An 18,288-nucleotide genomic window follows, 5' to 3' on the forward strand; every position below is an offset into this window, starting at 1 on the left:
GGCGGCGCCGGGCACGGGATGTTCCTGACGAAAGGGTGGGAACCGACAGCCCGGAGCGGTGTGGCGGCCGGACTGCGGGTGAGCTCGGGGCCGAGCGCGTCCGTTCGCGCCTACGGGCGGCGCGGGACGGGGACTCGGATCTCGCTTCGGGGCGCGAGGCGGCTCAGGCGGGGGCCCTCGGCGGTCAACACATTCGACACAGGCGACGAGCACCGGGCGACATGGTCGCCTCGGTCGCAGGGGTGCGGTCGCTCGTCGGGGTCATGCGGACGAGTAAACCAGATGCCTGAGCGGAGCACGTAAAAACGGACGCCGTTGTCCGCATAGTGGACGCCTGGAGGAGGTGCACCGGTCGTTCACCGCTCCGCGACGATCTCCAGACCCTCGGCGGTGACCTGCACCGACAGGTCCGAGAGGTCCTTGACGACGAGGTCGGCGGAGAGTTCGTCGAACCGGTGGGTTGTGGCCAAGGCCACGGTCGTCATGCCCGCCGCGCGGCCCGCCTCCAGCCCGGCCGGCGCGTCCTCGAAGACCACGCAGTGGGCCGGGTCGACCCCCAGTTCGGCCGCGGCCAGCAGGTAGGGCTCGGGGTCGGGCTTGCCCCGGGTGACGTCGTCGGCCGCGACGACCAGCGGCGCGGCGAGCCCGGCCCGGGCCAGTCTGGCCTCGGCCAGGGCGCGGGTCGCGGAGGTGACCACGGCCCAGCGGTCGGCGGGCAGCGCGCCGGTCAGCTCGACCGAGCCGGGCAGCGGCGCCACCCCTCCCCCGTCCGGGCCCGTCACGTCCTGGAGCTCCAGCTGCTCGATGCGCCGCAGCGCCTCGGGCACCCGGTCGGCGGGCAGCAGGTCGGCGACGATCTCCGCGGCGGGACGGCCGTGCAGGCCGACCCGGGCGAAGTCCTCGCCGGTGACGCCGTACTCCTCCGCCCATCGGGTCCAGCAGCGGACGACGGATTCCAGGGACGACAGCAGGGTTCCGTCGTTGTCGAAGAGCGCGGCGGCGGCGAAGATCCTCACCCGGCCAGCCTACGAGGCGCCCCCGAGGGCGGACGCGGGGGGCTTTTCCGCCCGTGACCTCGCCCGTAATACAGTCTCGACATGCTCACCCCGTTGACGGTCGCGGTCGCCGTGGCCGCGCTCGCCCTGGCCGCCTGGTGCGGTTTCGCGGCCTACCGGGACCAGCCGACCAAGGACTGGCACTTCGCCGGCATGGCCGTGGTGACCGTGCTCGCCCTGGTCCAGCTGGTCGTCGGGATCGTGCAGCTCGCGCGCGGCGAGCGGCCGGCCGGTGGCACGGTGGTCTTCGTCTGCTACCTGCTGGGCGTCGTGGCCTGTCTGCCCGCCGTCGGGCTCATGTCGCTGGCCGAGCGCACCCGCTGGGGCTCGGCGACGGTGGCCGCGGGCGCGGTGGTGATGGCGGTGCTCCAGGTGCGGCTGTACGACGTGTGGGGAGGCGGCGGCCATGTCTGAGACGCCCCCCGAGGGCCCCCGGGACTCCGCGTCCGCCGCGCGGAACGCCCCCGACGGGCTCGGCCACGGTCCGGGCCGGCTGCTGCTGACGGTGTACGGGGTCTTCGCCGTCGGCGCCACCTCCCGCGCGGTCTACGAGCTCGCCACCCGCTTCGAGGAGGCGCCGCTGGCCTACGTGCTCTCGGCGGTGGCCGCGGCGGTGTACGTGGTGATCACCCTCGCCCTGATCCGCGGGGGCGAGGTCGCCCGCAGGGTGGCGACGGTCGGCTGCGCGGCGGAGCTGGTGGGGGTGCTGACGGTCGGCACCTGGACCGTGCTGGACCCGGCGGCCTTCCCGGACTCGACGGTCTGGTCGGGCTACGGCCTGGGGTACCTGCTGCTCCCGCTGGTCCTGCCGGTCCTCGGCCTGGTGTGGCTGCGGCGCTCGCGGCGGACGGCGTAGCGGCGCGGGCACCGCGTCCGACGTGCGGAACGGGCGTGCGGACGCGGCACGGTGCCGCGTCCGCACGCCCGTCGCGTTCCGGCGGTCGCCGCCCGGGTCAGGCGCTGGCGGCCAGGTCCCGCGGGACGGCCTCGCGTACGGCCTCCTTCTCCAGGAGGACCAGGCTCAGCCGGGGGGAGACCCGCTCGGTGGAGACCTGGGAGTAGCCGAGCCTGCGGTAGAGACGGAGGTTGCCCTCGCTGCGGTGGCCGGTGAACAGCCGGTAGCGCCGGGCGGACCGCTCCTCCGCCAGCTTCTCCTCGATCGCCGTCAGCAGCCGCCTGCCGAGGCCGTGCCGCTGCATCCGCGGGTGCACGATCAGCTTGGCGATGGTGGCCGTGCCGTCCTCGTCGACGCTGCCGCGTACCGAGCCGACGACCTCCTCGCCGAGCCGGGCCACCAGCACGCAGCCGCGGGCCAGTTCGGCCCGCAGGTCGTCGAGGGACTGGGTGAGCGGTTCGATGCCGTAGTCGCCGTACAGCGCGGCCTCGGACTGGTAGCACAGATACTGCAGCTTGAGGATCTGCTCGGCGTCGCCGTCCCTCGCCGCAGAGATGGTCACGCTCGTTCCCATGTGCGCACGTCTCCTGATCGTCGCGCCGGGCGCGCGTGTGGTACGAGGGTCGCGCGCCCGAACTGTCTGCCCTGATGACGCCGGTTGTTTACCGCACCCTTCCCCTGGGTCCGGGAGCCGCAACCTCCGCCGTGAGCATTCTGCGCAGGCAATCGATGCAACGGGAACGAATCGGTCCCAGGCTGCCCTGTGAGATTCCCAACTCGCGGGCGATCTCCGGATAGGTGGGGTCCCGGCGCGACAGCAGGGCGGTGAGCACCGCGGGGCAGCGGCCGGGCAGTCTCGCGACGGCCGCGCGCAGGACCCGCGAGCGTTCTCGGCGCAGGACGCGGCTCTCGGCGCTCTCGGTCTCCTCGGCGCCGTACGCCGGGGAGGGCGCCGTTCCGGGTTCCGTCGCGTCGTAGGCCACCTCGCGCCGCGTCCGGCGGCGCGCGGACCGCACCTCGGCCCGCACGGCCGCCCGCAGCCAGTGGGCCGGGCGGGGCGGCGGCCCGTCCGTCCGGCCGCGTTCCAACCAGCGCAGCCAGACGGCCTGTTCGAGGTCGGCGGGCTCGATGCCGTGGCCCGCCGCCTCCGCGGCGCACTCGGCCGCCAGCAGGGAGCGCAGCGGGGGCGGCAGGAGCGGGGGATGGGGAGGGGGAAGAGGAGGGGGTGCGTCCGGCGTCACGGCTGCCGGGACGGCTCCGGGCGGCGGGACGGTTGCGCGGCCGGCCGGCGATCACCCGTCCGGGTGGCGCGGCGGCGCGGTGCGGCCCCGGCGCGGAGGGCGCCGGGGCCGAGGGTGACGGGGCGCCGGGTCGCCCGGGTCGCCCGGGGTCAGCGCCGGCGGAAGTCCTCGGCGGCCAGCAGCGCCGTGTCCGGGTGGTCGGAGAAGATGCCGTCGATGCCGGTGGCGAAGTACGCCCGCAGGGCGCCGAAGGCGTCCCCGTAGGCGTCGGGGTCGGTGCCGCGGCGGAAGTCGGCGGGCAGGAACCGGTTCTCGTTGCGCAGGGTGTACGGGTGGAGCAGCAGGCCGCGGGCGTGGGCGTCGCGCACCAGGGTGGTGGGCTCGCCGAGCCGGCCGTCCGCCGTCCTGGGGACGACGAGGTCGAGCGTGGGGCCGATGCCCTGGGCGAAGCCGGAGATCCACCGCAGGCCCTCGGGCGTGACCAGGTCGGCCACGGTGCGCGGGTCGCCGGACTCCACGAAGTCCCACGGGCGGGAGGAGGCGGAGGACAGCAGCACCACGCGCGGGGTCTCCACCAGCTCGGCCAGCCGCCGCATGCTGGTGGGCTCGAAGGACTGCAGGAACGTCGGGGAGTTCGCGCGGTGCCGCCCGTACGCGCGCAGCAGCTTCGCCAGCGGCTCCTCCAGGCCCAGGCCCAACTCGCGGAAGTAGGTGGGGTGCTTGGTCTCGATGTGGAGCCAGACCGGGCGTCCGCGCCGGCGGCCCTCGCGCTCGGCCCAGCGCAGCACCTCTTCGAGGGTGGGCACCTCCCACCGGCCGTCGTAGAGGGTGTTGTTCGGCCGGGTCTCGGGGATGCGCTCGGTGGCGCGCAGGGTCTTGAGCTCGGCGAGGGTGAAGTCCTCGGTGAACCAGCCGGTGAGCCGCACGCCGTCCACCGTCCTGGTGGTCTTCCGGTCGGCGAACTCCGGGTGGTCGGCCACGTCCGTGGTGCCGGTGATGTCGTTCTCGTGACGGCACACCAGATGGCCGTCCTTGGTGGGGACGAGGTCCTGCTCGACGACGTCCGCGCCCATGTCGAGGGCGAGCTGATACGCACCCAGGGTGTGCTCGGGCCGGTAGCCGCTGGCGCCCCGGTGGGCGATCACGGTGGGCACCGGCAGGCGCGAACGCCCCCGGCCCGTGCCGCCGTCGCCGGCCGCCGCGGCCGTGGCCGCCGGGCCCAGCGCCGCCGCCCCGGCCCCCAACACCGCCGCGCCCAGCACGGTTCTGCGCCCCGGCCGCTGCTCCTGTCCCATGGACACTCCTCTCCCACGTCCGCTCATGGCTGTCCCGCACACGACAAGCGGCGGAACCCGCGCATGGTAGGCGCGCACCGCTTTCCGTCGGGAGACCGCGGAGGGAACGTGACGCAAACGGCTGACAAAGCACCCCGACACCGGGTATCCGTCGTGTGAACCCGGCGCTCGCCCCGCCGAGGACCGCGGGTACCGTACTGACCTGCGCGGGTGTGCGCGCTGACCGTCACGACCGGAGGACACGTTGTCCCGCTTCCAGTTCATCAAGGCGCTGCTCGGCCCGCTCCTGCGCGTACTGTTCCGTCCGCGGGTGGAGGGCGTCGAGCACATTCCCGGCAGCGGCCCGGTGATCCTGGCCGGAAACCACCTCACGTTCATCGACTCGATGGTCCTCCCCCTCGTCGTCGACCGGCAGGTCTTCTTCATCGGCAAGGACGAGTACGTCACGGGCAAGAGCCTCAAGGGCCGCCTGATGGCCTGGTTCTTCACCGGCGTCGGCATGATCCCCGTGGACCGCGACGGCGGGCGCGGCGGCGTGGCCGCGCTGATGACCGGCCGCCGGGTGCTGGAGGAGGGCAAGGTCTTCGGCATCTACCCGGAGGGCACCCGCTCCCCCGACGGCCGGCTGTACCGCGGGCGCACCGGCATCGCCCGGCTGACGCTGATGACCGGCGCGCCGGTGGTCCCGTTCGCGATGATCGGCACCGACCGCGTGCAGCCGGGCGGACGCGGCCTGCCCCGGATCGGTCCGGGCCGCCGGATCACGGTCCGCTTCGGCGAGCCGCTGGACTTCTCGCGCTACGACGGCATGGACCGCGACCGCTACGTCCTGCGGGCCGTGACGGACGAGGTGATGAGCCACGTGATGCGGCTGTCGGGCCAGGAGTACGTGGACGTGTACGCCACCAAGGCCAAGGCCGAGGCGGCCTGAGGCCCGCCCCCGCCGCCTCGTCTCCCGCCGACGCGGCCCGTCCGGCGACCGGACGGGCCGTCGACGCGGTCCCCCGGGCGGGTGACCGCGTCGCATTCGGTACGCACCGGTTCACCCCTTCCGGCGGCATGGGTCGGTGCGGTGCGGTCGATGCTCCCCCGGGATCGACCGCACCAGGGAGGAACGACGTGCCGCGCTCGCCGAGGAATCACCGCTGGACACTGCGCGGGGCCGCGCTCGGCGCCGCCGGGCTGCTCGGCTCCGTGCCGCGCCAGGGCACCGCGCCGAGGGACGGCGGGGGCGGCGAGGACGGCAGGGGCGACGGGGAGCGGCTCACTCCCCCCGCGGCGCTGCGGCTGCTGAAGGAGGGCAACCGTCGGGCCGTCGCACGGGGGCTCCCGGGAGGCGGGAGGGCGAGGCGGGGTGGCACCGCCCGCGCCGGGCGTCCGCTCGCCGCGGTCCTGGCCTGCGTCGACTGCCGGACGCCGCCGGAGACGCTCTTCGACCTGGAGCCGGGCGCGCTGCTGGTGATCCGTACGGCCGCGCACACCCTGGACGCGATGGTCGAGGGCAGCGTCGAGTACGGGCCGGTGGAGCTGGACGTCCCGCTGGTGGTCGTGCTGGGGCACTCCGACTGCGGGACGGTGGCCGCGGCGGTCCGGGCGCGGACGGTGGGCACCCGGCCGCCGGCCCATCTCGCCGTGGCGTCGGCCCGTCTGGCGGGGGCCTGCCGGGACGGCGCGCGGCTGCCGGGGGACGCGGTGGAGAACACCGTCCGCGCGCAGACCGACCGGGTCGTCGCGCGGCTGCGCGACGACCCGGTGCTGCTGCCGCTGCTGCGTCGGGGCGCCCTGGAGGTGGTGGGGGCCCACTGTCGGGCGGGGTCCGGCGCGGTGGAGTTCCTCAGCGGGTCCGCGCCCCGCCTCCCGGAGCGGTCCGCGCCCACTGCCTCTGCCGGGCCAGATCGTCCTTGACCTCGGCGAGTTGGACGGCGACCGCCGACGGCGCGGTGCCGCCGCGCCCGTCGCGGGCGGCCAGTGACCCGGCGACGCTCAGCACGGAGCGGACCTCGGGGGTCAGGTGCGGGGAGATCTTCGCGAACTGCTCGTCGGTGAGCCGGTCCAGCTCGATCCCGGCGTCCTCGCAGACCTTGACGCACTCCCCCGCGATCTCGTGCGCCTCGCGGAACGGCACGCCCCGCTTCACCAGCCACTCGGCGACGTCGGTGGCGAGGGAGAAGCCGGCCGGGGCCAGTTCCTCCATTCGCTCGCGGTTGACGGTGAGGGTGGCCATCATCCCGGTGAACGCCGGGAGGAGGATCTCCAGTTGGTCGCAGGAGTCGAAGACGGGCTCCTTGTCCTCCTGGAGGTCGCGGTTGTACGCCAGCGGCAGCGCCTTGAGGGTGGCCAGCAGTCCGGTGAGGTTGCCGATGAGCCGGCCGGACTTGCCGCGCGCCAGCTCGGCGATGTCCGGGTTCTTCTTCTGCGGCATGATCGACGAGCCGGTGGAGAAGGCGTCGTGGAGGGTGACGAAGGAGAACTCCTTGGTGTTCCAGATGATCACCTCCTCCGCGAGCCGGGAGAGGTCGACGCCGATCATCGCGGTGATGAAGGCGAACTCGGCGACGAAGTCCCGGGAGGCGGTGCCGTCGATGGAGTTGGCCGCCGAGCCGTGCTCGAAGCCGAGGTCGGCGGCGACCGCCCGCGGGTCCAGGCCGAGCGAGGAGCCGGCGAGCGCGCCCGACCCGTAGGGCGAGACGGCGGTGCGCTCGTCCCACTGCCGCAGCCGCTCGGCGTCCCGGGAGAACGCCTGGACGTGGGCGAGGACGTGGTGGGCGAAGAGCACCGGCTGGGCGTGCTGGAGGTGGGTGCGGCCGGGCATCGCCACGTCCGGGTGCGCCTCGGCGAGGGAGACCAGGGCCTCGTTCAGGTCGGCCAGCAGGCCGCCGATGATCCGGGCGTGGTCGCGCAGGTACATCCGGAACAGGGTGGCGACCTGGTCGTTGCGGGAGCGTCCGGCGCGGAGCTTGCCGCCCAGTTCGGGGCCGAGGCGTTCCAGCAGGCCGCGCTCCAGGGCGGTGTGCACGTCCTCGTCGGCGACGGTGCCGGTGAAGGAGCCGTCGGCGACGTCGGCCGCCAGCCGGTCGAGTCCGGCGAGCATCCGCTCCAGCTCGTCGTCGGTGAGCAGGCCGGCCTTGTGCAGCACCCGGGCGTGCGCCCGGGAGCCGGCGATGTCGTAGGGGGCCAGCCGCCAGTCGAAGTGGACGGAGGCCGAGAGCTTCGCCAGGGCCTCGGCCGGTCCGTCGGCGAACCGGCCGCCCCACAGCCGCACGTCACCGCCTGCGGAGGGAGGGGGGGTCTGCGGGCCGTTGGTCATCGGTGCTCCTCGTGCGCGTACCGGGGGTCGTACTGGAGTGCCGGCGGTGTGGCCGGGTGGGAAGACGCCCGCCTCCCCGCCGCGGGGCGGAGGAGGCGGGCGGCGGGCGGCTGCCGTGGAGGGCAGGTTACTGCCCGAGGTCCCGCTTGGCGGCGATCTTGCTGCTCATGCCGAAGATCTCGATGAACCCCTTGGACATCGACTGGTCGAAGGTGTCGCCGGTGTCGTAGGTGGCCAGGTTGAAGTCGTACAGCGACTCCCGGGAGCGCCGGCCGGTGACGACGGCCCGGCCGCCGTGCAGGGTCATCCGGATGTCGCCGGAGACGTGCTCGTTGGCCTCGTCGACGAAGCCGTCCAGGGCCCGCTTGAGCGGGGAGAACCACAGGCCGTCGTAGACCAGTTCGCTCCACCGCTGCTCGACCTGCCGCTTGTAGCGGGCCAGTTCGCGCTCGACGGTGACGTTCTCCAGCTCCTGGTGGGCGGTGATCAGCGCGATGGCACCCGGAGCCTCGTAGATCTCGCGGGACTTGATGCCCACCAGACGGTCCTCGACCATGTCGATCCGGCCGACGCCCTGGGCCCCGGCGCGCTCGTTGAGCTGCCGGATGGCCTGCAGGACGGTGACGGGCCGGCCGTCGACGGCGACGGGGACGCCCTTCTCGAAGGTGATGACCACCTCGTCGGCCTCGCGCGGGATGGCCGGGTTCCGGGTGTAGTCGTAGACGTCCTCGATCGGCGCGTTCCAGATGTCCTCCAGGAAGCCGGTCTCCACGGCCCGTCCGAAGACGTTCTGGTCGATGGAGTACGGCGACTTCTTGGTGGTCGCGATCGGCAGGCCCTTCTCCTCGGCGAAGGCGATGGCCTTGTCGCGGGTCATGGCGTAGTCCCGCACGGGCGCGATGCAGTTCAGGTCGGGCGCCAGGGAGGCGATGCCCGCCTCGAACCGCACCTGGTCGTTGCCCTTGCCGGTGCAGCCGTGGGCGACGGTGCCGGCGCCGTGCTTGCGCGCGGCGGCGACCAGGTGCTTGACGATGACCGGCCGCGAGAGGGCGGAGACCAGCGGATAGCGGTCCATGTAGAGCGCGTTGGCCTTGATCGCCGGGAGGCAGTACTCCTCGGCGAACTCGTCCTTGGCGTCGGCGATCTCCGCCTCGACGGCCCCGCAGGCGAGCGCGCGCTTGCGGATGACGTCCAGGTCCTCTCCGCCCTGGCCGACGTCCACGGCGACGGCGACGACCTCGGCGCCCGTCTCCTCGGTGATCCAGCCGATGCAGACGGAGGTGTCCAGGCCACCGGAGTAGGCGAGTACGACGCGCTCGGTCACGGGGGCTCCTTACGATGCATGCGGTGACTGGTATAAGTATGCACTCCTCTGCATGATTCGTCAATGAGCGGCGCCGTCCGGGTGACCCGCGGGCCGGCGCGGTGGACCGGCCCACGTACGGCGACCGGCGTGCGGCGGCCGGGGTCAGCCGGTGGGTCCGGGGGTGTTCCGCAGGACCTCGGCCAGGACGGGGAGGTGGCTGCGGTCCACCTCCCTCGTCGCCGTCAGCAGGGTCAGCGGCGCGTCTCCGGCCAGTTCCCGCAGCCGCTCCACCGCCTCGTGCCGCTCGGGTTCGGCCAGCTCCGCCCGGTAGCGCTCGGCGAAGTCCGCGTGGCGGTCGGGGTCGTGGCCGTACCAGCGGCGCAGGCCGTCCGAGGGGGCGACGTCCTTCACCCACTCGTCCAGCTCCGCCTTCTCCTTCGCCAGGCCGCGCGGCCACAGTCGGTCCACCAGCACCCGTGTCCCGTCCTCGGGCGCGGCCTCCTCGTACACGCGGCGCGTCCGCACCTCGAACCGTTCTCCCGTGGTACCCATGACCCCAGACTGCGCCGGAAACACCGACCGCGCAGCACGGCCGAGCGCGTGCGGCGGCGGCCCGTCCGCCCCCGTGTGACCGCTCCGCGGAACGCCGTTGCGCGACCGGCCGGAAAGGCGTTCCATCGAGCGGTGCGAACCGACCACGCGAACAGCGCCGCGCCCGTGATCACCCGGCTGTCGGCCACCGACCTCCTCGCCGCCCGCGACGGGCTCGCCGACCTGGTGTGCGACGCCGTCGAGGGCGGCTCCTCGATCGGCTTCCTCGCCCCTCCCGACCGGACGGGGATCGCGGCCTGGTGGGAGGGCCTGGCCCCCGAGACGGCCGCGGGCGGGATCACGGTGTGGGTCGCCCGGGACGGCACCGGCCGGATCGTCGGCACCGTGCAACTGCGCAGGAGCGGCATGCCCAACGGACGCCACCGCGCCGAGGTCGCCAAGCTGATCGTGCACCGGGACGCGCGCGGCCGGGGGCTCGGCCGCGCGCTGCTGACGGTGGCCGAGCGGGAGGCGGCGGCCTCGGGGATCTCCCTGCTGGTCCTGGACACCCAGACCGGCAGCCCGGCGGAGCGCCTCTACCGCTCGGCGGGCTGGACCGAGGCCGGCACGATCCCGGACTACGCCACCGACACCACGGGCGTGCCGCGGCCCACCACCCTCTTCCACAAGAGGACGGGCTGAGCCGGGGCACGACCGCCACCGGGTCGTCCGGTGGTGCGGCGCGGCGGGGTGCGGCTACCGTGACCGCGAGTGGATCACGACGGCCGTCCCGGTCACCGGCTCACCGGAACCGCCGGCGACCGCGACCGACCGCGATCCGACCGCGATCCGACCGCGATCCGAGGAGACGCCCATGCTCAGCACCCCTCTCGGCGACGGCGCGGAGCTGCGCCCCCTGGAGCCGTGGCAGGCGGCGGAGTTGGCCGCGTACACCGACCGGGTGCGCGACCACCTCACGCCCTGGCTGCCGTGGGCGCACTCCGTCACCGACACCGAGTCCGCGCGGGCCTTCCTCCAGCGCTACGCGGACAAGCAGGCCGCCGACCAGGGCCGCGTCTACGGCATCTGGCTCGACGACGAGCTGGTCGGCGGCATGCTCTTCCGCCTGTTCGACACCGGGGAGGGCTCCTGCGAGCTGGGGGCCTGGCTCGCCCCCGAGGCCCAGGGCCGCGGCCTGGTCACCACCGCCGCCCGCCGCATGATCGACTGGGCGGTCGGCGTCCGCGGCATGTCCCGCGTGGAGTGGCTGGTCTCCCCCGAGAACGCCCCCAGCATCGCGGTGGCCAAGCGGCTGGGCATGACGCACGAGGGCACCCTGCGCAGCGTGTTCGCCATGGGCGGTCGCCGTCACGACCTCCAGGTCTGGGCCCTGCTGGCCGAGGAGTGGCCGGCCGGGGCCGGGCGGGCGTGACCGGCGACCCCGCCGGCCCGGCGCGCGGCGGCGTCCCGGGACGCTAGTGGGGGTTCCGCTGCGGGGAGTTCTTCTGCGCCAGGCGCAGCAGGTGGTCGGCCAGGGCCTGGCCCCCCGTGGGGTGGCGGCTGATCAGCAGCACGGTGTCGTCGCCGGCGATGGTGCCGATGATGTCGTGGACCTCCGCCTGGTCGATCGCCGAGGCGAGGAACTGGGCGGCGCCGGGCGGGGTGCGCAGGACCACGAGGTTGGCCGATGCCTCGGCGGAGATGAGCAGTTCGCCCGCCAGCCGCGCCATCCGCGCCTCGCTCGCGGACTCCCCCAGCGGGGCCCGGGGGGTGCGGTCGCCGCCCTCGCCCGGGACGGCGTAGATCAGCTCGCCGCCGGTGTTGCGGATCTTCACCGCGCCCAGTTCGTCGAGGTCCCGGCTGAGCGTCGCCTGGGTGACGCTCAGCCCGTCGTCGGCGAGGAGCTTGGCGAGCTGACTCTGGGAGCGGACCGGCTCGCGGCCGAGGATCTCCACGATCCGGCGGTGCCGTGCCGTACGCGTGTGGGGTACGGCCGGGCCCCCGTGGTTGCTGCCCTGCGCCTCGGTCATCGTCTCGTCAGTCTCCGGCTCGTCGGGTCCCGTCAACGGCGTCGAGGATGTCGGGGAGGGAGCGGACCAGCGCGTCCACCTCGCCCTCGCCGATGATCAGCGGCGGCGCGAGCCGGACGACGTCCGGAGCGACCGCGTTCACCAGGAAGCCCGCGTCCTGAGCGAACTGCTGCACCTGAGGCGCGACGGGTTCGGTCAGTACGATACCCAGCAGCAGCCCGGCGCCGCGGACCTGGTCGACCAGCGGGTGGCCCAGCGCCCGGATGGCGTCGCGCAGCCGGCCGCCGACGCGCTTGACGTGGTCGAGCAGGCCCTCGTCGGCGATGGTGTCCAGGACGGCGAGCGCCGCCGCGCAGACCACCGGGTTGCCGCCGAAGGTGGAGCCGTGCTGGCCGGGCGTCAGCAGCTCGGCCGCCTTGCCGAAGGCGACCGTGGCGCCGATGGGCAGCCCGGCCCCCAACCCCTTGGCGAGGGTGACGACGTCGGGCTCGACGCCCTGGGCCTGGCAGGCGAACCAGTGGCCGGTGCGTCCGATGCCCGTCTGGATCTCGTCGAGCACCAGCAGGGTGCCGGTGGCGGCGGTGATCTCACGGGCCGCGGCCAGATAGCCCTCGGGCGGGACGACGACGCCCTTCTCGCCCTGGATGGGCTCCAGGATCACCAGGGCCGTCTCCTCGGTGACGGCCTCCCGCAGCGCGTCGACGTCGCCGTAGGGGACGTGGGTGACCTCGCCGGGCAGCGGCAGGAAGGGGTCGCGCTTGGCGGGCTGGCCGGTCAGCGCCAGGGCGCCCATGGTGCGGCCGTGGAAGCCGCCGTCGGCGGCGACCATGTGCGTGCGTCCGGTCCGACGGCCGATCTTGAAGGCGGCCTCGACCGCCTCCGCGCCGGAGTTGGAGAAGTAGACGCGGCCCGGCCGGTCGAAGAGCCGGAGCAGCCGCTCGGCCAGGGCGACCGGGGGCTCGGCGACGAAGAGGTTGGAGACGTGGCCGAGCGTGGCGATCTGGTCGGAGACGGCGCGGACGACCGCCGGGTGCCCGGTGCCCAGGGAGTTGACGGCGATGCCGCCGACGAAGTCCAGGTACTCCCCGCCCTCGGCGTCCCACAGCCGGGCGCCCTCCCCGTGGGTGATCGGGATGCGGGGGGTGCCGTAGTTGTCCATCAGCGCGCCCTGCCAGCGCCGGGTGAGGCCGGCGTTGCCGGTGGCGTTGGCCGTGCCGGCGCCGTTGGCGCCGTCGACGGTGGTCATTCCCGTTCCCCCTTGTCCGGCAGGATCATGGTTCCGATGCCCTCGTCGGTGAAGATCTCCAGCAGGATGGAGTGCTGGACGCGACCGTCGAGGACCCGAGCGGTGTTCACCCCGTTGCGCACGGCGTACAGGCAGCCCTCCATCTTGGGGACCATCCCGCTGGCCAGCTCCGGCAGCAGTTTCTCCAGCTCGCTCGCGGTGAGCTGGCTGATCACGTCGTCGCTGTTCGGCCAGTCCGCGTACAGCCCCTCGACGTCGGTGAGGACGATCAGCGTCTCGGCCCCGAGCGCGGCGGCGAGCGCGGCGGCGGCGGTGTCGGCGTTGATGTTGTAGACGTGACCGTCGTCGGCGCTGCGGGCGATGGAGGAGATCACCGGGATGCGGCCGTCGTCCAGCAGCGCCTGGATGGCGCCCGTGTCGACCTCGGTGATCTCGCCGACCCGGCCGATGTCCACCCGCTCGCCGTCCAGCTCGGCGTAGCGCTTGGTGGCGGTCATGGTGTGCGCGTCCTCGCCGGTCATGCCGACGGCCAGCGGACCGTGCCGGTTGAGGAGGCCGACCAGCTCGCGCTGCACCTGACCGGCCAGCACCATCCGCACGACGTCCATCGCCTCGTCGGTGGTGACCCGCAGTCCGGCCTTGAACTCCGAGACCAGCCCGAGCCTGTCGAGGTGGGCGCTGATCTGGGGGCCGCCGCCGTGGACGACGACCGGCTTGAGTCCGGCGTGCCGCAGGAAGACCACGTCCTGGGCGAAGGCGGCCTTCAGTTCCTCGTCGACCATGGCGTTGCCGCCGAACTTGATGACGACGGTCTTGCCGTGGTGGCGGGTCAGCCAGGGCAGGGCCTCGATGAGGATCTCGGCCTTGGGGAGGACCTTGTGCTTGCGGGTGCTCATGAGGAGTAGGCGCTGTTCTCGTGGACGTAGTCGGCGGTGAGGTCGTTGGTCCAGACGACGGCGGAGGCGTCGCCCGCGGCCAGGTCGGCGGTGATGCGGACCTCGCGGTAGCGCATGTCCACCAGGTCGCGGTCCTCGCCGACGGAGCCGTTCTTGCAGACCCACACGCCGTTGATGGCGACGTTCAGCCGGTCGGGGTCGAAGACGGCGGAGGTGGTGCCGATGGCGGAGAGCACCCGGCCCCAGTTGGGGTCCTCGCCGTGGACGGCGCACTTGAGGAGGTTGTTGCGGGCGATGGTGCGGCCGACCTCCACGGCGTCGTCCTCGGTGGCCGCGCCCACCACCTCGATCCGGATGTCCTTGGAGGCTCCCTCGGCGTCGCCGATGAGCTGCCGGGCCAGGTCGGCGCAGACGGTGCGGACGGCCTCGGCGAACTCCGCCTCGTCCGGCGCCACTCCGGAGGCCCCGGAGGCGAGCAGCAGCACGGTGTCGTTGGTGGACATGCAGCCGTCGGAGTCGATCCGGTCGAAGGTGGTGCGCGTGGCGTCGCGCAGCGCCCGGTCGAGGACGGCGCCGTCCACGTCGGCGTCGGTGGTGAGGACGACGAGCATGGTGGCCAGTCCGGGGGCGAGCATGCCCGCGCCCTTGGCCATCCCGCCCACGACCCACCCGTCGCCCTCGGCGACGGCGGTCTTGTGGACGGTGTCGGTGGTCTTGATGGCGATGGCGGCCTTCTCGCCGCCGTGCGCGGAGAGCGCCTCGGCGGCCTTCTCGATTCCCGGCAGCAGCCTGTCCATCGGCAGCCGCACCCCGATCAGGCCGGTGGAGCAGACCGCCACCTCGCCGGCGTTGTGGCCGAGGACCTCGGCCGCCTTCTCAGCGGTGGCGTGGGTGTCCTGGAAGCCCTGCGGACCGGTGCAGGCGTTGGCGCCGCCGGAGTTGAGGACGACCGCCGAGACCAGTCCGCCCTTGAGGACCTGCTCGGACCAGAGCACCGGGGCGGCCTTGACGCGGTTGGAGGTGAACACGCCGGCCGCCGCCAGACGCGGCCCGTTGTTGACGACCAGGGCCAGGTCGGGGTTGCCGTTCTCCTTGATCCCGGCGGCGATGCCCGCCGCCGTGAATCCCTTCGCCGCGGTCACGCTCACAGTGCTTCTCCGTTCGTCCCGTCCGTCGTCGTCTCGCCGTCTTCCCCGCACCGGGCGCTCACGGAGCGACCCCGATCACGGGGAGTCCGGTCTCCTCGGGGATGCCGAGGGCGATGTTCATGCTCTGCACCGCGCCGCCCGCGGTGCCCTTGGTGAGGTTGTCGAGGGCTCCGATGGCGACGACGCGGTTCGCCGCCTCGTCGTACGCGACCTGGACCAGCACCGTGTTGGAGCCGTACACCGCCGCGGTGGACGGCCACTGCCCCTCCGGCAGGAGGTGGACGAACGGCTCGGCGGCCAGCGCCTTCTCGTACGCCTCGCGCAGCCGGTCGCCGGTCAGTCCGGGCCGGGCCTTGGCGGTGCAGGTGGCGAGGATGCCGCGCGGCATCGGGGCGAGGGTGGGGGTGAAGGAGATCGTCACCGGTTCGCCGGCCACGGCCGAGAGGTTCTGGACCATCTCCGGGGTGTGCCGGTGGACCCCGCCGACGCCGTACGGGCTCATCGAGCCCATCACCTCGCTGCCCAGCAGGTGGGGCTTGAGCGCCTTGCCCGCGCCGGAGGTGCCGGAGGCGGCGACGACCACCACGTCGGGTTCGACCAGGCCGGCGGCGAAGGCCGGGAACAGCGTCAGGGAGGCGGTCGTCGGATAGCAACCGGGGACCGCGACGCGCCGGGACCCCCTCAGCGCGTCACGGGCCCCCGGCAGCTCGGGAAGGCCGTACGGCCAGGTGCCGGCGTGCGGCGTGCCGTAGAAGCGCTCCCACTCCCCCGCGTCCTTCAGGCGGAAGTCGGCCCCGCAGTCGATGACCAGCACCTCGTCCCCGAGTCGCTCGGCGACGGCCGCGGACTGGCCGTGCGGCAGGGCGAGGAAGACCACGTCGTGCCCGGCCAGCGTCTCGGCGGACGTCGGCTCCAGCACGCGGTCGGCCAGCGGCGTCAGGTGCGGCTGGAGCGTGCCCAGGCGCCGTCCCGCGTTGGAGTTGCCCGTCAGCGCCCCGATCTCGACCTCGGGGTGCCCGGTCAGCAGACGCAGGATCTCACCGCCCGCGTATCCGCTCGCTCCGGCCACTGCCGCTCGTACCGCCATGGATCCTCCTCCTCGATGGCATGACTATACGTAGCTCGGCAGTTTTATGCAATCAAGGAGGTGGCCGACCGCTCGCGGAGACGGCCCGCGCGGACCTCGGGGAGAGGACTTGAAGTTGACGCGACGGAAACCCCTAGCGTCGTGGTCACCGACGGAACGGAAGGTCCGCCCCGGTGGAGAGGGCGGCGGAGAGACCGCTGGAGAAGGCGAGGGAGAAGGCGATGGAGTGGTCGATCCAGGAGATCGCCCGCTCGGCCGGGACCACCAGCCGCACCCTGCGTCACTACGACGCCATCGGGCTGCTGCGCCCCAGCCGGGTCGGGCACGGCGGAATCCGCTACTACGACGAGCGCGCGCTGGTGCGGCTCCAGCGGATCCTGCTCCTGCGCGAACTGGGCCTGGGACTGGCCGCCATCTCCGACGCCCTCGACGGACAGCGGGACACGGCCGCCGCGCTGCGGACCCACCTGAAGCTGCTCGAACAGGAGCGGGAGCGGCTGGGCCGGCAGATCGAGTCGGTACGGACGACATTGACCAAGCTGGAAGGAGGCGAGCCTCTGATGCCCGACGAGGTTCTCGACGGTTTCGACCACACCCGCTACAAGGACGAGGTGATCGAGCGCTGGGGCCGCGACGCCTACGAGAAGGGCGACCGCTGGTGGCGCTCCCTGTCGGAGGACGAGAAGAAGGAGTTCATGCGGCGGCAGGCCGACATCGCCGCCGACTTCGCCCGCGCCCACCAGGCGGGCCTCGCCCCGGACAGCGACGAGGCGCAGGCGATCACGCGGCGGCACTACGAGTGGGTCGCCCTCGGCTGGCAGGGCAGGCGCCCGACCGCCGAGCAGTTCGCCGGGCTCGGGCGGATGTACGTCGACGACCCGCGCTTCGCCGCCGGCTACGACCGGCACGGCGAGGGCACGGCGGCCTACATCAGGGACGCGATGAGCGTCTACGCCGAGCGGGAGCTGTGACCCCGGCGGGGCGCGGCACGGCCGCCGCGCCCCGCCGGGCCCTCAGTGGTCCATGCTGAGCATCCAGTCCCCCGCCCGTCCGGTCAGGGTGACCGACGACAGGGGGTGGGCGTCGACGCGCCAGTAGGTGTGCGGCGGCGCCTTCAGCGCGTAGACGGTGGCCGCGCGGAGCACCGTCGGCTCCACGACGGCGGCGATCAGGCCGTCGTCGCCCGGCCGGGTGTCCAGCCAGGAGCCGATCCGCAGGATGAAGGAGAGCAGCGACTCCCCGCCGTGCGGGGTCGCCTGGGGGTCGGCGAGCCAGGTGTCCACGGCCCCCGGCTCGTACGCGGCCACCTCCCTGAAGGTGCGACCGCGCCAACGGCCCATGTCGCACTCGCGCAGCGCGGGCTGCGCGATGGGCCGTAACCCCAGGACCTCCCCGGTCTCCCTGCACCGCAGGGTCGGCGAGCAGTAGCGCAGCTCCGCGCCCGCCAGGTGCGCGTACGCCGGGATGGCCCGCTCGGCCTCCCGCCATCCGGCGGCGTCCAGGGGTCGGTCGTCCTCGAACCGCACATCCAGCAGGGAGGAGCTGCGAGCGGCGGCGAGCAGCGTGATCCGGAGGTGCATTACCGGATGGTAGATCCGGGAGGCCGGTTTGTGGACGGTCCGTCGGCATCCGTTTCCGGCCCTTCCGGCGGGGCGCGGCGGCCGGCGGGCCACCGGAGCCCCAGGACCATCCACTTCCGCGGTTCGTCCAGCGGACGGAAGCCGACCCGCTCGTACAGGCCGTGCGCGTCGTCGGTGGCCAGCATCACGCGGCGCAGCCCGTGGGGTTCCAGGTGGTCGCGGACGGCCTCGACCAGCGCCTTCCCCAGACCCCGGCCACGGGCGGCGGGCGCGACGTAGACGTCGCAGAGCCAGGCGAACGTGGCGTGGTCGGTGACCACCCGCGCGTAGCCGACCTGTTCGCCGGTGCCGGTGTCGTACGCCCCGAAGTTCAGCGATCCGGCGATGGCCCGATCCTGCTTCTCTCGGCTGCGGCCCAGCGCCCAGTAGGCGTCGGTGGACAGCCAGTGGTGGATGCGGGCGGCGTCGAGGCGGGCGGGGTCGGTGGAGATCTCGTACGGGGCGTCCATGGCGGGAGCCTGGCACCCCCGGCGGACGCCGTCGAGCGGTTTTCGCCGGGCCCGCGCACCCCTCTCACCGGTTCCCCCCCCCGTTTCCTCCCCCCGTTTTCTCCCCGTTTCGCTCCGGTTCCGGGCCGGCCGGCGCCGGGAGCGCCGGGTCCGCACGTCGGA

21 protein-coding genes are annotated in these 18,288 nt (G+C 73.6%); 7 read left to right on the forward strand and 14 right to left on the reverse strand.

Annotated features, from left to right (window positions below; all coding sequences use genetic code 11):
• Positions 1-356 precede the first annotated feature (356 nt).
• Entirely contained in the window at positions 357-1,016 is a 660-nt protein-coding gene (locus tag ABD335_RS10515) for an HAD-IA family hydrolase (RefSeq protein ID WP_344321907.1), read from the reverse strand.
• An 81-nt stretch (positions 1,017-1,097) separates the two neighbouring features.
• On the opposite strand from ABD335_RS10515, the gene ABD335_RS10520 reads away from it, so the two are divergent.
• Together ABD335_RS10520 and ABD335_RS10525 are read left to right on the forward strand one after the other, a co-directional pair.
• Positions 1,098-1,469, forward strand: a complete 372-nt coding sequence (locus tag ABD335_RS10520) for a hypothetical protein (RefSeq protein WP_344321908.1) — start codon at positions 1,098-1,100, stop codon at positions 1,467-1,469.
• A complete protein-coding gene (locus ABD335_RS10525; protein WP_344321909.1) occupies positions 1,462-1,911 on the forward strand; it encodes a hypothetical protein in 450 nt (149 codons plus the stop codon). Before ABD335_RS10520 ends, ABD335_RS10525 begins: the two co-directional genes overlap by 8 nt.
• A 97-nt stretch (positions 1,912-2,008) precedes the next feature.
• Here ABD335_RS10525 and ABD335_RS10530 read toward each other — a convergent pair whose 3' ends face one another.
• The 3 genes from ABD335_RS10530 to ABD335_RS10540 form a co-directional block, all read right to left on the reverse strand.
• On the reverse strand, positions 2,009-2,524 hold the full coding sequence (locus tag ABD335_RS10530) for a GNAT family N-acetyltransferase (RefSeq protein ID WP_344321910.1): 516 nt from the start codon (positions 2,522-2,524) through the stop codon (positions 2,009-2,011).
• A gap of 88 nt (positions 2,525-2,612) precedes the next feature.
• The gene (locus tag ABD335_RS10535) at positions 2,613-3,191 is read right to left on the reverse strand and encodes an RNA polymerase sigma factor (RefSeq protein WP_344321911.1); all 579 of its coding nucleotides are present in this window, start codon (positions 3,189-3,191) and stop codon (positions 2,613-2,615) included.
• Between the two features lie 149 nt (positions 3,192-3,340).
• Positions 3,341-4,486, reverse strand: coding sequence for a glycerophosphodiester phosphodiesterase (locus ABD335_RS10540; protein ID WP_344321912.1), 1,146 nt, complete (start codon positions 4,484-4,486; stop codon positions 3,341-3,343).
• A gap of 244 nt (positions 4,487-4,730) precedes the next feature.
• On the opposite strand from ABD335_RS10540, the gene ABD335_RS10545 reads away from it, so the two are divergent.
• Complete coding sequence (locus ABD335_RS10545; RefSeq protein ID WP_344321913.1) at positions 4,731-5,417, forward strand: lysophospholipid acyltransferase family protein; 687 nt, start codon at positions 4,731-4,733, stop codon at positions 5,415-5,417.
• Between the two features lie 188 nt (positions 5,418-5,605).
• Positions 5,606-6,391, forward strand: a complete 786-nt coding sequence (locus ABD335_RS10550; RefSeq protein ID WP_344321914.1) for a carbonic anhydrase — start codon at positions 5,606-5,608, stop codon at positions 6,389-6,391.
• Here the strand turns inward: ABD335_RS10550 and argH are convergent.
• From argH to ABD335_RS10565, 3 genes are all read right to left on the reverse strand, one after another.
• Positions 6,321-7,793, reverse strand: coding sequence for an argininosuccinate lyase (gene argH, locus ABD335_RS10555; protein WP_344321915.1), 1,473 nt, complete (start codon positions 7,791-7,793; stop codon positions 6,321-6,323). The genes ABD335_RS10550 and argH overlap by 71 nt on opposite strands.
• A 127-nt stretch (positions 7,794-7,920) precedes the next feature.
• Positions 7,921-9,117, reverse strand: a complete 1,197-nt coding sequence (locus ABD335_RS10560; protein WP_344321917.1) for an argininosuccinate synthase — start codon at positions 9,115-9,117, stop codon at positions 7,921-7,923.
• Between the two features lie 144 nt (positions 9,118-9,261).
• Positions 9,262-9,651: a DUF488 domain-containing protein gene (locus ABD335_RS10565; RefSeq protein WP_344321918.1), complete on the reverse strand. Its 390-nt coding sequence runs from the start codon at positions 9,649-9,651 to the stop codon at positions 9,262-9,264.
• Between the two features lie 132 nt (positions 9,652-9,783).
• Here ABD335_RS10565 and ABD335_RS10570 point away from each other — a divergent pair, with 132 nt between their 5' ends.
• Complete coding sequence (locus ABD335_RS10570; RefSeq protein ID WP_425583594.1) at positions 9,784-10,332, forward strand: GNAT family N-acetyltransferase; 549 nt, start codon at positions 9,784-9,786, stop codon at positions 10,330-10,332.
• A gap of 172 nt (positions 10,333-10,504) precedes the next feature.
• On the forward strand, positions 10,505-11,062 hold the full coding sequence (locus tag ABD335_RS10575) for a GNAT family N-acetyltransferase (RefSeq protein ID WP_344321919.1): 558 nt from the start codon (positions 10,505-10,507) through the stop codon (positions 11,060-11,062).
• Positions 11,063-11,105: 43 nt separating this feature from the next.
• Here ABD335_RS10575 and ABD335_RS10580 read toward each other — a convergent pair whose 3' ends face one another.
• Genes ABD335_RS10580 through argC form a run of 5 tightly spaced genes read right to left on the reverse strand, consistent with a single transcriptional unit; the run spans position 11,106 to position 16,037 of the window.
• The gene (locus ABD335_RS10580; RefSeq protein WP_344321920.1) at positions 11,106-11,660 is read right to left on the reverse strand and encodes an arginine repressor; all 555 of its coding nucleotides are present in this window, start codon (positions 11,658-11,660) and stop codon (positions 11,106-11,108) included.
• Between the two features lie 7 nt (positions 11,661-11,667).
• The gene (locus ABD335_RS10585) at positions 11,668-12,906 is read right to left on the reverse strand and encodes an acetylornithine transaminase (RefSeq protein ID WP_344321921.1); all 1,239 of its coding nucleotides are present in this window, start codon (positions 12,904-12,906) and stop codon (positions 11,668-11,670) included.
• The gene (gene argB / locus ABD335_RS10590; RefSeq protein WP_344321922.1) at positions 12,903-13,802 is read right to left on the reverse strand and encodes an acetylglutamate kinase; all 900 of its coding nucleotides are present in this window, start codon (positions 13,800-13,802) and stop codon (positions 12,903-12,905) included. The genes ABD335_RS10585 and argB overlap by 4 nt, the downstream gene beginning before the upstream one ends.
• Positions 13,799-14,950: a bifunctional glutamate N-acetyltransferase/amino-acid acetyltransferase ArgJ gene (argJ, locus tag ABD335_RS10595; protein WP_344321924.1), complete on the reverse strand. Its 1,152-nt coding sequence runs from the start codon at positions 14,948-14,950 to the stop codon at positions 13,799-13,801. The genes argB and argJ overlap by 4 nt, the downstream gene beginning before the upstream one ends.
• Positions 14,951-15,008: 58 nt before the next feature.
• Positions 15,009-16,037, reverse strand: coding sequence for an N-acetyl-gamma-glutamyl-phosphate reductase (gene argC, locus ABD335_RS10600; RefSeq protein ID WP_344321925.1), 1,029 nt, complete (start codon positions 16,035-16,037; stop codon positions 15,009-15,011).
• A gap of 221 nt (positions 16,038-16,258) precedes the next feature.
• On the opposite strand from argC, the gene ABD335_RS10605 reads away from it, so the two are divergent.
• Positions 16,259-17,008 carry a MerR family transcriptional regulator gene (locus ABD335_RS10605; RefSeq protein WP_344322127.1) on the forward strand — a complete coding sequence of 250 codons (750 nt, stop codon included), beginning with the start codon at positions 16,259-16,261 and terminating at the stop codon, positions 17,006-17,008.
• Positions 17,009-17,050: 42 nt separating this feature from the next.
• Here the strand turns inward: ABD335_RS10605 and ABD335_RS10610 are convergent, their stop codons facing one another.
• Entirely contained in the window at positions 17,051-17,617 is a 567-nt protein-coding gene (locus ABD335_RS10610; protein ID WP_344321926.1) for a histidine phosphatase family protein, read from the reverse strand.
• On the reverse strand, positions 17,617-18,126 hold the full coding sequence (locus ABD335_RS10615; RefSeq protein WP_344321927.1) for a GNAT family N-acetyltransferase: 510 nt from the start codon (positions 18,124-18,126) through the stop codon (positions 17,617-17,619). The genes ABD335_RS10610 and ABD335_RS10615 overlap by 1 nt, the downstream gene beginning before the upstream one ends.
• Positions 18,127-18,288: the final 162 nt, after the last annotated feature.

It is taken from the genome of Streptomyces macrosporus (genome assembly GCF_039533145.1).
Taxonomy (GTDB): Bacteria; Actinomycetota; Actinomycetes; order Streptomycetales; family Streptomycetaceae; genus Streptomyces; species Streptomyces macrosporus.